The 14,149-nt window shown below is 58.3% G+C and carries 13 protein-coding genes; 4 read left to right on the top strand and 9 right to left on the bottom strand.

Annotation, left to right across the window (positions count from 1 at the left end; translation table 11 throughout):
- Window positions 1-72: 72 nt before the first annotated feature.
- From AC1M2H_RS11315 to manX, 4 genes are all read right to left on the bottom strand, one after another.
- The gene (locus AC1M2H_RS11315) at window positions 73-531 is read right to left on the bottom strand and encodes a DUF986 family protein (RefSeq protein ID WP_480151414.1); all 459 of its coding nucleotides are present in this window, start codon (window positions 529-531) and stop codon (window positions 73-75) included.
- 62 nt (window positions 532-593) lie between these two features.
- A complete protein-coding gene (locus AC1M2H_RS11320; RefSeq protein WP_426814362.1) occupies window positions 594-1,445 on the bottom strand; it encodes a PTS mannose transporter subunit IID in 852 nt (283 codons plus the stop codon).
- A gap of 12 nt (window positions 1,446-1,457) precedes the next feature.
- Complete coding sequence (locus tag AC1M2H_RS11325; protein WP_045859157.1) at window positions 1,458-2,258, bottom strand: PTS mannose/fructose/sorbose transporter subunit IIC; 801 nt, start codon at window positions 2,256-2,258, stop codon at window positions 1,458-1,460.
- Between the two features lie 55 nt (window positions 2,259-2,313).
- Window positions 2,314-3,285, bottom strand: a complete 972-nt coding sequence (manX, locus tag AC1M2H_RS11330; protein WP_464415323.1) for a PTS mannose transporter subunit IIAB — start codon at window positions 3,283-3,285, stop codon at window positions 2,314-2,316.
- 447 nt (window positions 3,286-3,732) lie between these two features.
- On the opposite strand from manX, the gene yoaE reads away from it, so the two are divergent.
- Window positions 3,733-5,295, top strand: a complete 1,563-nt coding sequence (gene yoaE, locus AC1M2H_RS11335) for a CNNM family cation transport protein YoaE (RefSeq protein ID WP_480151415.1) — start codon at window positions 3,733-3,735, stop codon at window positions 5,293-5,295.
- A 44-nt stretch (window positions 5,296-5,339) separates the two neighbouring features.
- Here yoaE and AC1M2H_RS11340 read toward each other — a convergent pair whose 3' ends face one another.
- From AC1M2H_RS11340 to pabB, 4 genes are all read right to left on the bottom strand, one after another.
- On the bottom strand, window positions 5,340-6,911 hold the full coding sequence (locus tag AC1M2H_RS11340) for an EAL domain-containing protein (protein ID WP_480151416.1): 1,572 nt from the start codon (window positions 6,909-6,911) through the stop codon (window positions 5,340-5,342).
- Between the two features lie 124 nt (window positions 6,912-7,035).
- Window positions 7,036-8,400, bottom strand: a complete 1,365-nt coding sequence (gene sdaA, locus AC1M2H_RS11345) for an L-serine ammonia-lyase (protein WP_480151910.1) — start codon at window positions 8,398-8,400, stop codon at window positions 7,036-7,038.
- Window positions 8,401-8,677: 277 nt separating this feature from the next.
- The gene (locus AC1M2H_RS11350) at window positions 8,678-9,256 is read right to left on the bottom strand and encodes a CoA pyrophosphatase (protein WP_480151417.1); all 579 of its coding nucleotides are present in this window, start codon (window positions 9,254-9,256) and stop codon (window positions 8,678-8,680) included.
- 3 nt (window positions 9,257-9,259) lie between these two features.
- On the bottom strand, window positions 9,260-10,615 hold the full coding sequence (gene pabB / locus AC1M2H_RS11355) for an aminodeoxychorismate synthase component 1 (RefSeq protein ID WP_480151418.1): 1,356 nt from the start codon (window positions 10,613-10,615) through the stop codon (window positions 9,260-9,262).
- A gap of 87 nt (window positions 10,616-10,702) precedes the next feature.
- On the opposite strand from pabB, the gene AC1M2H_RS11360 reads away from it, so the two are divergent.
- Window positions 10,703-10,903: a YoaH family protein gene (locus tag AC1M2H_RS11360; RefSeq protein WP_480151419.1), complete on the top strand. Its 201-nt coding sequence runs from the start codon at window positions 10,703-10,705 to the stop codon at window positions 10,901-10,903.
- Here AC1M2H_RS11360 and AC1M2H_RS11365 read toward each other — a convergent pair whose 3' ends face one another.
- A complete protein-coding gene (locus tag AC1M2H_RS11365; protein ID WP_480151420.1) occupies window positions 10,904-11,248 on the bottom strand; it encodes a RidA family protein in 345 nt (114 codons plus the stop codon).
- A 193-nt stretch (window positions 11,249-11,441) separates the two neighbouring features.
- On the opposite strand from AC1M2H_RS11365, the gene yoaA reads away from it, so the two are divergent.
- Window positions 11,442-13,352 carry a DNA repair helicase YoaA gene (gene yoaA / locus AC1M2H_RS11370; protein WP_480151421.1) on the top strand — a complete coding sequence of 637 codons (1,911 nt, stop codon included), beginning with the start codon at window positions 11,442-11,444 and terminating at the stop codon, window positions 13,350-13,352.
- 67 nt (window positions 13,353-13,419) lie between these two features.
- The gene (gene tsaB / locus AC1M2H_RS11375) at window positions 13,420-14,115 is read left to right on the top strand and encodes a tRNA (adenosine(37)-N6)-threonylcarbamoyltransferase complex dimerization subunit type 1 TsaB (RefSeq protein WP_480151422.1); all 696 of its coding nucleotides are present in this window, start codon (window positions 13,420-13,422) and stop codon (window positions 14,113-14,115) included.
- The last annotated feature ends 34 nt before the right edge of the window (window positions 14,116-14,149 follow it).

Raw genomic sequence — 14,149 nt, forward strand, 5'->3', positions numbered from 1 at the left:
ATGGAATATAGCAAGGGCTATATATCCCGCTGCCATAATGGGCTGAAATATAGCGCAGGCTATATTTTTAACTTATTGAGTAGAAACAAGAAGTTTGTATATCTTCTCCAGATCGTCGATATTTCGTACGCGAACAAGCAGGCGCCGTTGCTCTAATTGCATCACCAGCACGGCGTCTTCCGATAAATTCATCTCTTTAATACGGTTATATTCAATCCAGATATTGGCGAAGAAAAAACCAGACTCTTTGAAGATGATCTTCGGCGTGCGGATCCAGAACAGGTAGAACCCCATTAACGCCAGAGCAGATAATAACCAGGTGGTGATAGGCGTGCCGTGGCTGATAATGTTGTTATAAATCAGTATGGCGATGAGACCGACGAAGATAATCCCATCCACGCGGCTGCGACGGAGCAGGGAAACGATAAGCAGCTGCGGGCCGTTACGGCGCGGCATAATAAACTGGTCATAAATCGCAAATGCCAGCAGAAGCAAAATAAACAGCACCAGCACCAGATCCGTGAGTGTCATCGATCCTCCGAACAAAAGCTAAAAAAAAGCCGGGGGCAAGCCCCCGGCGTACAGCAGGATAATTACAGTCCCAGCAGGCCGATGGCGTAGCCAACGATACCGATGATGAAGAAGCCAACGATGATCCACAGGGCGTTAACTTTCTTACGCAGCAGCCACATACAGGCGAAGGTCAGCAGCAGAGGCACCAGACCCGGCATCAGCTGGTCGAGGATCGTCTGCACGGTGGTCACGCGAGTCTGGCCATCCTGACCGGTGATGGTGGACACCACCAGCGGGATGTTGACGTGCGTCCACTTGTTAACCAACGCCCCCATGACGAACAGGCCGAGAATCGATGCCCCCTCGGTCAGTTTCTGCAGGAAGCCGCCGCCCATATCTTTAACAATGTCGATACCTTTACGGTAACCGTACGCGACGCCGTAGTAACGGGTCAGCAAGCGTACCGCGTTAAAGAGGATAAAGAACAGCAGAGGACCAAGCAGGCTGCCGCTCATCGCGATACCGGCGCCCAGCGCCGCGAATACCGGACGCACGGTGCCCCAGAAGATCGGGTCGCCGACGCCTGCCAGCGGACCCATCAGGCCGACTTTGATACCGTTGATGGCACCATCGTCGATCTCCGCGCCGTTAGCACGCTGCTCTTCCATCGCCAGCGTTACGCCGAGAACCGGCGCCGCAACGTAAGGGTGAGTGTTAAAGAACTCAAGGTGACGCTTAATCGCCTGTTTACGCGCATCGTTATTCTCCGGGTACAGGCGACGAATTGCCGGCACCATAGAGAAGCAGAAGCCCAGCGCCTGCATACGTTCGAAGTTCCATGAACCCTGGAACAGGTTAGAACGAATGAACACGCCACGAATATCACTCTGAGTGAGTTTTTTCTCGGTGGTATTTTTAGTCATATCAACCATTTCGCTCACCTGTTAGTCCAGTTCGTTATCGAGATCGTTATTACCAGCAGCCTGCGCTGGCGCACCCGCTACGCGGTTGTATTTCGGGCTCAGCTGGATGTAGAGGATTGCCATTACGGTACCAATTACGCCCAGAGCAACCAGGTTGAAGTTGGTGAACGCAGCGGTAACGAAGCCGAGGTAGAAGAACGGCATCAGATAGCCTGCGCGCATCATGTTGATGACCATCGCGTAACCAACGACCACGATCATGCCGCCCGCGATGTTCAGACCGCCGGTTACCACTTCCGGAATGGCGTTCAGCAGGCCCTGGACTTCACTGGTACCGACGGAGATAGCGACGATTACCGCCGGGATAGCGATACGCATCGCCTGCAGGAACAGAGACGAAACGTGGAGCCAGGAAATGGCCGTCAGGTTACCGCTCTCCGCCGCTTTATCCGCAGCGTGCTGGAAGGCAACGGTGATCGTACGAACGATAATGGTCAGAACCTGGCCTGCTGCTGCCAGCGGGATAGCCAGCGCGATACCGGCACCAATGCTCTGGTGGCCCGCGATAACCAGCACGGTCGAGATGATGGACGCGAGGGCGGCATCCGGCGCAACGGCGGCGCCGATGTTCATCCAGCCCAGGGCGATCATTTCCAGGGTACCACCGATGATAATACCGGTTTTCATATCCCCGAGAACGGCGCCAATCAGCGTACAGGCCACCAGAGGACGGTGAAACTGAAATTCATCAAGTACCGACTCCATACCCGCAATACACGCGACGATGAACACCAGCACAATCTGAAGAAGGGTAATCTCCATTGTACTTCTCCTGTTGATTAAGTCTTAAGTTGAAAAGTCAGGCGTGAGCGCAGGGTTATTTATTAACCTTAGCGATCAGGTCCATCATTTTCAGTTTCTGGTCGGTGGACACTTTGCGTGCTTCCAGTTCGATACCGCGGGCGTTCAGCTTGTTGAACGCTTCAATATCTTTCTCATCGACCGAAATCGCGTTGTTCACCTGCGTTTTACCCTGGCGGAAAGCCATGCCGCCGATGTTAACGGTGGTGATCTTCACGCCACCGTCAACAACGCGCTCAACGTCAGTTGGGTTAGTGAACAGCAGCATAATGCGCTCGCCGGCGTATTTTGGGTTGTTGTAGACGCGGATCATTTTAGCCACATCAACGACGTGGGCGGTGACGCCCGGAGGTGCAACCTGGGTGAGCAACGTTTTACGTACGGTGTCGGCGGCGACTTCATCGCTGACGACAATAATACGGGTGACGTTGGTTTCTTTGGTCCAGCGGGTCGCTACCTGACCGTGAATCAGACGATCGTCGATACGCGCCAGGCCGATAACCATGTAATCGTTTGGACCCATTGGTTTAGCTGGGGTTGCCGCGCGCGGCGCTGCCGCCTGAACGGGAGCCGGAGCCGCTTTTTCAACCGCTTTCGCTTTCAGCGCCTTGACGCCTTCGCGACCGGTTTCCACCGCTAACGCCACCAGCTCGTCGAACGACGGATCGTCGTCACGGGCCATCAGCGTTTCAACCAGCATGGGAATGTTAACGCCGGCGATGACTTCGTAGCGCTCTTTATCGACGACAATGCGGCTCGCTGCGTTGAACGGGCTGCCTCCCCATGTATCGACGAGAAACAACACGCCTTTAGTCGTGTCCAGCTTCGCCAGCTGTGCGTTGTACTTCTCGATCAGCGTTTCGGCGTTTTCACCGGGAACGAAATCAATCCAGCCAACGTTTTCCTGCTCGCCCAACAGCATTTCCGCCGTCTTCAGCAGCTGTTCTGCAGCCCAACCATGTGTGCCTATTACAATAGCAATCGTCACTTGCTACCTCCTTTATTATGGTGAATGCATCATCTGTTGTGATACATCCTGAATCACTCTTGCGGACAAAATCGATTCAGTTAGGGTGTAAGATCTAAAATAATCACTACAGCGAATTATTTTAGATAGTGAAAAAATAATTAATGTGATGAAGATCCGTAAATCACGCATCGACGAATAATAAATTCGCGGCGCAAAAAATAGCCTTAGCTATTGCAAAAACAGGTAAATTTTTTTCCAATCTGGCTCCATTTTTTGCTATGTTTAGCTTCCATTTAACTACTCTGGAGTATAGGGCATAGCCCGCCGTATGGACCCTCATCGACGTCTTTTCACCTTTGGGCACCTCGCTGCCACCGCTACCTGCTACGCTTTTTTACCAACAATAATAGTCTCGCCTGTGCATGACATCGCGATGACTGCGCCCGTCGTTAACTGGAGCAACTCATGGAATTCTTAATGGATCCCTCTATTTGGATCGGCCTGTTGACGCTGGTCGTTCTTGAGATCGTGCTCGGTATCGACAACCTGGTATTTATCGCCATCCTTGCGGATAAGCTGCCGCCAAAGCAGCGTGATAAAGCGCGTCTGATTGGCCTGTCGCTGGCACTGTTCATGCGTCTGGGGCTACTGTCGGTTATTTCATGGATGGTGACCCTAACCAAACCGCTGTTCAGCATCGCTGATTTCTCCTTCTCCGGGCGCGATCTTATTATGCTGCTGGGAGGGATATTCCTGCTGTTCAAGGCGACGACCGAACTGCACGAGCGGCTGGAAAACCGCCAGCACGATGCCGGTCATGGTAAAGGGTACGCCAGCTTCTGGGTGGTGGTGCTGCAGATCGTCGTGCTGGATGCCGTGTTCTCGCTGGATGCCGTGATTACCGCCGTGGGGATGGTGAATCACCTCCCGGTGATGATGGCTGCGGTGGTGATTGCGATGATGATGATGCTGCTGGCGTCGAAGCCGCTGACCCACTTCGTTAACCAACATCCCACGGTGGTGGTGCTGTGCCTGAGCTTCCTGCTGATGATTGGCCTGAGCCTGGTGGCTGAAGGCTTTGGTTTCCATATCCCGAAAGGCTACCTGTACGCCGCGATCGGTTTCTCCATCATCATTGAGTTCTTCAACCAGGTGGCGCGGCGCAACTTTATCCGCCATCAGTCGACGCTGCCGCTGCGCGCGCGTACCGCCGATGCGATCCTGCGCCTGATGGGAAGCCGTAAGCAAAATCCGGCGACCCACGATGGCGACATGCCTTCTGCGGTACCGGTGCCGGAAGGCGCGTTTGCCGAAGAAGAGCGCTATATGATTAACGGCGTGCTGACCCTCGCGCAGCGCTCGCTGCGCGGCATCATGACGCCGCGCGGTGAAATCAGCTGGGTGGACGCCGAGCAGAGCGAAGATGAGATTCGCCGCCAGCTGCTCTCCTCCCCGCATAGCCTGTTCCCGGTGTGCCGGGGCGAGCTGGATGAGATCATCGGTATCGTGCGCGCCAAAGAGATGCTGGTGGCCCTGGAGGCCGGTGAGAACGTGGCGGCGCTCGCCTCGGCGTCGCCGGCGATTGTGGTTCCGGAAACCCTGGATCCGATCAATCTGCTGGGCGTCCTGCGCAGGGCCCGCGGCAGCTTCGTCATGGTGACCAACGAGTTCGGCGTGGTGCAGGGACTGGTGACGCCTCTGGACGTGCTGGAGGCGATTGCCGGCGAGTTCCCGGACGCCGATGAGACGCCAGAGATCGTTGCTGATGGCGATGGCTGGCTGATCAAAGGCTCGACCGATCTCCACGCGCTGCAGCAGACGCTGGGGCTGGATGATATCGTCAACGAAGAAGAGGATATTGCGACGGTGGCCGGGCTGGTGATTGCCGTCAACGGCCATATCCCGCGCACCGGCGACGTGGTTGAACTGGAGCCGCTGCGGTTCACAATCGTTGAGGCCAACAGCTACCGCGTCGATCTGGTCCGCGTCGTCAAAACGCGCCACGAGCACGACGAAGAAGAAGAGTAATCCCGCCACCTGCCGGCCTCCGCAAGGGGCCGGCAGGCTACTGGCTATTCCTTCCGCGCACCTGCCGTGCGATCCTGCGCCGCCAGCCACTGCGGGAATTCGTTTACCGGCATCGGCCGGGCGTAGCGAAACCCCTGCAGGATATCGACGCCGTGGCTGCGCAGATACTCCGCCTGCTCCTCGGTCTCAACCCCTTCCGCGATGGTAACGATGTCCAGGCGACGCGCGAGGGCAATAATCATATCCGTTACCGTCGAATTGACGCTGTCGATGCCGATAGCGCTGGTGAAGGACTTATCAATTTTTAAGATATCGGGGCGCAGTTTTTTCAGCCAGGACAGCGAGCTGTTGCCGGTACCGAAATCGTCGATCGCCAGCTGGACGCCTTTGAAATGCAGATGTTCGGACATATGACTATCGCCATCCTGCAGCACGTCGCGTTCCGTCAGCTCCACCACCAGCTGCTGAACGGGATGGGCGCTAAACCAGTAGTGATGCAGATCGCGCAGCAGCTCGCCGTTGGCAAAATGGCGGGCCGCGACGTTGATCGAAATATGGAAGTTTTTTTCCTGTGGGAAGAGGTTGAGCTGGCGCGCGGTTTCCGAGATCACGTAGCGGGTGAGGGGAACAATAAGGTTGTAGCCCTCGGCGATGGGAATAAAGACATCGGGGGAAATGTTGCCCCGACGCGGATTGTTCCAGCGCAGCAGTATCTCGACTCCGCAGCATCTTTGGCTGCGCAGATCCTCCAGCGGCTGGCACCAAAGCTCGAACTCACGTGAAGCGATGCCGAAGCTGATTTCCCGGGAGAAGCTGAGCCTGCCGGCGGTGGTTAGCCAGGCAATGCCGGTCATCAACAGGCTGAGGATCAGCGCCAGCGGCAGCTCGGCGGGCAGGTCGTTGAGGGTGATAGCCGTGGCTCCTGGACCGCTGACGTTGATGGTAAAGGGGAACTGAGAAGAGCTCTGGCGATAAATGATACGCTCGCCCGGAATGGCGTCGCGGTCCACCAGTCCAAGGCCGTAAATAAAGCTTTTATCTCCCACCTGCAGCCCAATACCGGTAATCAGCGGTGATTTCGCGTTGAGAATTAACTCCCCCAGCAGCTCAATATTAATCATCAACATCACGCCGTCGGCGCCGCGAAGGGAGGCAGGATACCAGCGAATTAGTACCGGCGAGCCGACCAGAAGCGAACCATCGGTGGAGAATGCCAGAAGAGGACGATTGCTCGGCAGCATCGGCTGGCGCTGATGAAGGTTAATATTACGTTCGCCATAAATACTGGAGCAGTAAAGAATACCGGACTTCACCAGCGCGATGGTCCGCACCGTTTGTAGCGTGGCCACGAGTTTGCGTAAGGGCAGGTGAACATCCCGGCACGGCTGGCCGACGAAATTGAGCATCGGCTGGTGCTGGTTTTCCAGCGGGAGAAGAATTTTATCCATGGCCGTCACCATCTGGTCGGTGACCGTCTGGATCCGCTGCTGATTTAGGCTACGCTGTGAAATAAATCGGATAACCAGCGTGGTGGTTAGCGTTAACAACGCAACAATTAAACATACGGCAATACGTTTGCGGCGGTATGTCGTGATGACTTTATGTGCAGTCTGCATGCGCGACACCCTGTCGACTCTGAGTAACCTTCAGAATATCAATCGTCAGAGGGTAAGTGTAGTGGATGTAAATGAATTGCAGAAGAAAAATGCGCCGGTCAGGGCGCATTTCGTTTGCGATGGTTTAGTCACACTGTACTTTAATGGCCAGACCGCCGCGGGAGGTCTCGCGATACTTGGCGTTCATATCCTTGCCGGTTTCGTACATCGTCTCGATAACTTTATCGAGGGAGACGCGCGGTTCGCTGGTGCGGCGCATCGCCATGCGCGCGGAGTTAATCGCTTTAACCGACGCGATAGCGTTGCGTTCGATGCACGGCACCTGAACCTGGCCGGCGACCGGATCGCAGGTAAGGCCAAGGTTGTGCTCCATGCCGATCTCGGCCGCCACGCACACCTGCTCCGGGCTGGCGCCGAGCAGCTCTGCAAGACCGGCGGCGGCCATCGAGCACGCCACGCCAACCTCGCCCTGGCAGCCCACTTCAGCGCCGGAAATAGAGGCGTTCATCTTGTACAGCGCACCCACGGCGCCAGACGCCATAAAGTAGCGGATATAGATATCAGGACTGACCGATTCAATAAAGTGGTCATAGTAGGCCAGCACTGCGGGCACAATCCCGCAGGCGCCGTTGGTCGGGGCGGTGACGACGCGGCCGCCGGCGGCGTTCTCTTCGTTGACGGCGAGGGCAAACATGTTCACCCAATCAATGACGTTCATCGGGTCGCTGGAGAGCTTATCGCTGGCCACCAGCAGGCGGCGCAGCGCGGAGGCGCGGCGCGGTACGCGCAGCCGCCCGGGGAGTACGCCTTCGGTATTCATACCGCGGTCGATACAGGCGCGCATGGTCTGCCAGACGTTGGCGAAATAGTCTTCGATCTCTTTTTTGTCGTGCAGGGCCAGTTCGTTCTGCATCACCATCCCGGAGATCGACAGCCCGCTCTCTTTGCAGTAGCCGAGCATCTCCTGCGCCGATTTAAACGGGTAGGGAACGCTGAGCTCGCCCGCATTCTCTTTGCCGAAATGCTCTTCGTCGACGATAAAACCGCCGCCGATGGAGTAGTAGGTTTTGCTGTAGATCTCTTTGTCACCGGCCCAGGCATGGATCGTCATCCCGTTTTCGTGCAGCGGCAGGTTGTCGCTGCGAAAACGCATGCCGTCATCCTGCGGGAAGTCGACTTCCTGCTGCCCTTGCGCCAGCAGCAGGCGTCCGCGCGCTTCTACGTCGCGAATAAATGCCGGAATCGCGTCAATGTCGACCGTATCGGGCTGATTGCCCGCCAGCCCCATGATAATGGCGATGTCCGTGTGGTGGCCTTTGCCGGTTAATGACAGCGAGCCGTAGACGTCAACCGCCACGCGCGTTACGTCATTAAGTAGTCCCTTTTCGACCAGGTCATCGACGAACTGTTTACCGGCCTTCATCGGCCCTACAGTATGGGAAGATGAGGGACCAATCCCCACCTTGAACATGTCGAATATACTAATCACCATAACACTCCAGTACAGGGTTGCCGCGGCTGCGGCAACGATGTGATAACTGCGCATAGTGTAAGAGGGAACCGTAGCATCAGCTTAACTATTCACATGAATTAAACTAATGGATAACCATGAATTTACTAATGCTGCGAGCGCCGTCATAGTTAAGTATATACCCGAAATAATGCGGCCGATGAGGTCGTCAGGAGAAGGCAGGTAAAGCGCGTCGCGGGGGAGTCTGACGGGGCAGCGCAGCTCGCAGGGCGGCTGCGCAAAGTTGGCTAAGGCGTCAGGGTTTGACGCCGATTTGCAGGGCCAGCTCGCGGATAATCCCCGCGGTCATTCCCCAGACAAAATAATGCTGGTACCACGAAAGCCAGACCCGATGTGAGTTCCCGCGGCGATGGACGTCCAGCGGATGATAGCGGCCCAGGCGCAGCGCTTCGGCCAGCGGCATTTCAAAGACCGCCGCCACTTCATCCTGGCTGGCGTGATAGCGCAGATTTGGCGGAATAATCCCCACTACCGGGGTCACCTGAAAGCCGGTCACGCTATCCACCGGCGGCAGGACGCCGATGATCTCCACCTGTTCAGGAGGAATAGCCACCTCTTCCTGCGCCTCCCGGAGCGCGGCGGCAATCAGCGTCGCGTCGCTGTTATCGACCGCGCCGCCCGGGAAGGCCACCTGGCCGGCGTGCTTGCGCAGTCGCGGCGAGCGCTGGGTGAGCAGCAGCCCCGGCTGCGGGCGACGGACGATCGGCACCAGCACCGCGGCCTGGCGCTGATTCAGGGCGCTTTGCGAAGGCTGCGGGCGCAGTAATTGAAAGCGTGAAAGAAAGTCGTCCAGCTCAAGGGCGCTATCCGCCATATCCTAGCTCTCCAGTTGTTGCAGAATACGGTTAACTTTATCAAACGTTTCCTGGTATTCGGCGTCTTCTTCGCTATCCGCGACAATCCCGCCGCCCGCAGAGCAGTATAGCTGTCCCTGCCATGCCGTCAGGGTGCGGATCGTAATGCTGGTGTCCATATTGCCGCACAGGCTGAGATAGCCGATGCTGCCGCACCACGCGTTGCGCCGCTGCGGCTCCAGCTGGTCGATAATTTGCATCGCGCGAACCTTGGGGGCGCCGGTAATGGAACCGCCGGGAAACGCCGCGCGCAGCAGGTCGCTGGCGTGAAGATGGGACGGTAGCCTTGCGGTAATGGTACTTACCAGGTGATGGACCGCCGGGAAGGGTTCGACGACGAAGAGCTCCGGCACGCGTACGCTGCCGGGCTCGGCAACCCGGCCTATATCGTTGCGCATCAGGTCGACGATCATCAAGTTTTCAGCGCGATCCTTCGGCGAGTGAGCCAGCTTTTCCGCCTGGCGGGCGTCCTGCTGCGGATCGGCCAGCCGCGGCAGGGTGCCTTTAATCGGCCGGGTCTGGATTTCACCCTGATGAAGCTGGATAAAACGCTCCGGAGAGAGGCTCAGCACCGCGCCCTCCTCGAGGCGGATAAAGGCGCTAAACGGGGCCCTGTTGGCGCGATTAAGCTGGCAAAATGCCTGCCACTCGTCGCCCTGATAGCGGGCCTGGAAGCGCTGGGCCAGATTGACCTGGTAGCAATCGCCGCTCTGCAGCCACGCCTGCACCTGGCGAAATTTCTCGCCGTACTGCTCGCGGCTCATATTCGAGCGCCAGGCCGAGGTCAGGCTAAAAGGGGCCGCCGCTGGGGCCGATTGTGCCGTCAGCCACTGCAGCCGCGCATGGGGATCGCCGTAGCTCAGCAGCGAGACTTCACAACGCTGGTGATCGACGATCAGCGCCCAGTCGTAAATGCCGATCGCCATATCCGGCAGCGCAATATCCGCCTCGGCCTGCGACGGCAGGTTTTCGAAGCGGCGCCCCAGATCGTAGCCGAACAGCCCCAGCGCGCCGCCAAGGAACGGCAGGTGCGGATGGGCCTGCGGCGCTAATCCGCACTGCGCCAGCCGCTGCGCCACTATTTTTAGCGGGTCGTCGGCGGAGGTCGTCAGCGCGTGGCCGTCGCTCACCGTGGTGATGCCGCCGCGGGTAGTCAGCGTTGCAAGCGGCTCGGCCACCATAATATCAAAACGGTTATGCGGATGATCGGCAAAGCCTGAATGCAGCAGCATCGCCCAGGGCGCTGCGCTTAGCGGCGCAAAGTAGCGCTCGGCGGCATCCGGATGCCAGGGCAGGGTAATAATAGCGGGGGACAACATCTACCTCGATCCTGATCGTTACCGCCCGCTGGCTAATAAGGGGACGGCGTGAAATAATTACGCCCCACAATGTAGCAGGAGTAAGTTATGTTTGCAGGTTTACCTTCGCTGAGCCACGAGCAGCAGCAAAAAGCGGTTGAGCGTATCCAGGAGCTGATGTCGCAGGGGATGAGCAGCGGCGAGGCAATTAGCCTGGTGGCCAACGAACTGCGCGCCACGCATACCGGCGACCGGATCGTAGCGCGCTTTGAAGATGATGACGACGAAGACGAAAGCGAAGACGCGTAATCAGACGGCGGCGATAATTTTAATTTCGACCTTGTATTCTGCTTTCATCAGCGCGGCCTGCACGGTGCAGCGAACCGGCGCGTGACCGGCAATAACCCAGGCGTCCCAGGCTCTGTTCATCGCGGCAAAATCGCTTTTGTCCGCAAGGAAAATGGTGGCGTCGAGAATACGCGATTTGTTGCTACCCTGTTTCTCAAGCACCGCATCAATCTGCGCCAGAGTATTGGCGGTTTGCTCTTCAGCGCCCGCGTCGAGATTTGCCGGCACGCCGGTGTAGTAAAGCGTCTGGTTGTGGATCACCACATCAGACCAGCGGGCTTCGGCATCGATACGCGTAATAGTCATTTCAGTTTCCTCTCTATCCAATGAATTTCAGGCGGCTTTGCCGGCGGAACCGGCGCGGAAAGCGCCCGAAAGACGACGGGTATATCCATTTGACGGGGCAAGACTGCCATAATGTTCCGCCCGCGTCACTACCCGGGCTGGTGAAAAGAGCGCCTCCCTGACATAATCACTGTCCAAATAACCAGGGGGCATTGTGATCGACGATTTTGCAGCAGACGGCCAGTTGGCCAACGCGATTCCGGGATTCAAACCGCGCGAGCCGCAGCGCCAGATGGCGCTGGCTGTGACGCAGGCTATTGAGGAAACGCGGCCTCTGGTGGTTGAAGCAGGGACCGGAACCGGTAAAACCTACGCCTACCTGGCGCCCGCGCTGCGGGCCAACAAAAAGGTGATTATCTCCACCGGCTCGAAGGCGCTGCAGGATCAGCTCTACAGCCGCGACCTGCCCACCGTCGCCAAAGCGCTGAAATTTAGCGGCAAGCTGGCGCTGCTGAAGGGGCGATCGAACTACCTGTGCCTGGAACGCCTCGAGCAGCAGGCGCTGGCCGGGGGCGATCTGCCGGTGCAGATTCTGAGCGACGTTATCCTGCTGCGATCGTGGTCGAATCAAACCATCGACGGCGACGTCAGCACCTGCGTCAGCGTGGCGGAGGACTCCCAGGCCTGGCCGCTGGTCACCAGCACCAACGACAACTGCCTTGGCAGCGACTGCCCGCTGTATAAAGACTGTTTCGTGGTCAAGGCGCGCAAAAAGGCGATGGATGCCGACGTGGTGGTGGTCAACCATCACCTGTTCCTCGCCGATATGGTGGTGAAAGAGAGCGGCTTTGCGGAGCTCATTCCCGAAGCGGAGGTGATGATCTTCGATGAAGCGCACCAGCTGCCGGATATCGCCAGCCAGTATTTTGGCCAGTCGCTCTCCAGCCGCCAGCTGCAGGACCTGGCGAAAGACATCACCATTGCCTATCGCACCGAACTGAAAGATACCCAGCAGCTGCAAAAGTGCGCCGACCGTCTGGCCCAGAGCGCGCAGGATTTTCGCCTGCAGCTCGGGGAGCCGGGCTACCGCGGCAACCTGCGCGACCTGCTGGCCGAGAGCCATATCCAGCGCGCGCTGCTGTTGCTCGATGACGCCCTGGAACTCTGTTACGACGTGGCGAAGCTCTCGCTTGGCCGCTCCGCGCTGCTGGATGCCGCCTTTGAGCGGGCGACGGTCTACCGCGCGCGGCTCAAGCGGCTGAAGGAGATTAACCAGCCGGGCTTCAGCTACTGGTATGAGTGCACCTCGCGCCACTTTACGCTGGCCCTGACTCCGCTCACCGTCGCCGAAAAGTTTAAAGAAGTGATGGCGCAGAAGCCCGGCAGCTGGATTTTCACCTCCGCAACGCTGTCGGTTAATGACGATCTGCGCCACTTTACCTCTCGTCTTGGTATTGAAGAGGCCGAGGCGCTGCTGCTGCCCAGCCCGTTCGACTACGCTCACCAGGCGCTGCTCTGCGTGCCGCGCAATCTGCCGCTGCCGAATCAGCCCGGCGCGGCGCGCCATCTGGCGGCGATGCTCAAGCCGTTGATTGAGGCTAACGACGGGCGCTGCTTTATGCTGTGCACCTCCCACGCCATGATGCGCGATCTGGCGGAGCAGTTCCGCGCCACTATGACGCTGCCGGTTCTCCTGCAGGGAGAGACCAGCAAAGGGCAGCTGCTGCAGCAGTTCGTCAGCGCCGGCAACGCGCTGCTGGTGGCGACCAGCAGCTTCTGGGAAGGGGTTGACGTGCGCGGCGATGCGCTATCGCTGGTGATTATCGATAAGCTTCCCTTTACCTCTCCCGACGATCCGCTGCTGAAGGCGCGCATGGAAGACTGCCGGCTGCGCGGCGGCGATCCGTTCGACGAGGTGCAGCTGCCGGATGCGGTGATTACCCTCAAGCAGGGTGTGGGGCGCCTGATCCGCGATATTGACGACCGCGGCGTGCTGGTCATTTGCGATAACCGGCTAGTGATGCGCCCCTACGGCGCGGTATTTCTCGCCAGCCTGCCCCCGGCGCCGCGAACCCGCGATATCCGCCGGGCGGTGCGCTTCCTCGCCGTGCCGCCGGGGCGGTGATCCGGCGTAAAATGTGATAAACTGCGCGCCATTTTGTCAATCTGCTAGAGCGAGAGCGCGACAACTCATGCGAATTTTGGCTATCGATACCGCCACGGAGGCCTGCTCCGCGGCGCTGTGGAATGATGGCACCCTTTGTGCACATTTCGAAATCTGCCCCCGCGAACATACGCAACGTATTCTGCCCCTGGTGCAGGATGTCCTTAACGAAAGCAACGTCCTGCTGACCGACCTGGATGCGCTGGTGTTCGGCCGCGGGCCGGGCAGCTTTACCGGCGTGCGCATCGGCATCGGCATTGCCCAGGGCCTGGCGCTCGGCGCCGAACTGCCGATGATCGGCGTTTCTACGCTGGCCGCTATGGCGCAGGGCGCATGGCGTAAAACCGGCGCCACCCGCGTGCTGGCCGCCATTGACGCCCGCATGGGCGAGGTTTACTGGGCGGAGTATCAGCGCGACGAGCAGGGCGTGTGGCACGGCGAAGAGAGCGAAGCGGTCCTCAAGCCGGAGGCCGTCAGCGAACGCCTGCAGCAGCTGGCGGGAAGCTGGGCAACCGTGGGTACCGGCTGGGCGGCGTGGCCCGATCTGGCGAAGGATTCCGCGCTGACCTTAAGCGACGGCGAAATTGCGCTGCCGACGGCGGAAGATATGCTGCCGCTGGCCTGTCACCTGCTTGCAGCTGGTAAAACCGTGGCCGTAGAGCACGCCGAGCCGGTTTATTTGCGTAACGAAGTGGCCTGGAAGAAACTTCCTGGCCGAGGATGAATCTCAGTAAGCATAAGACTGAGAGAAGGAGTCG

The organism is Klebsiella sp. F11 (genome assembly GCF_056712265.1).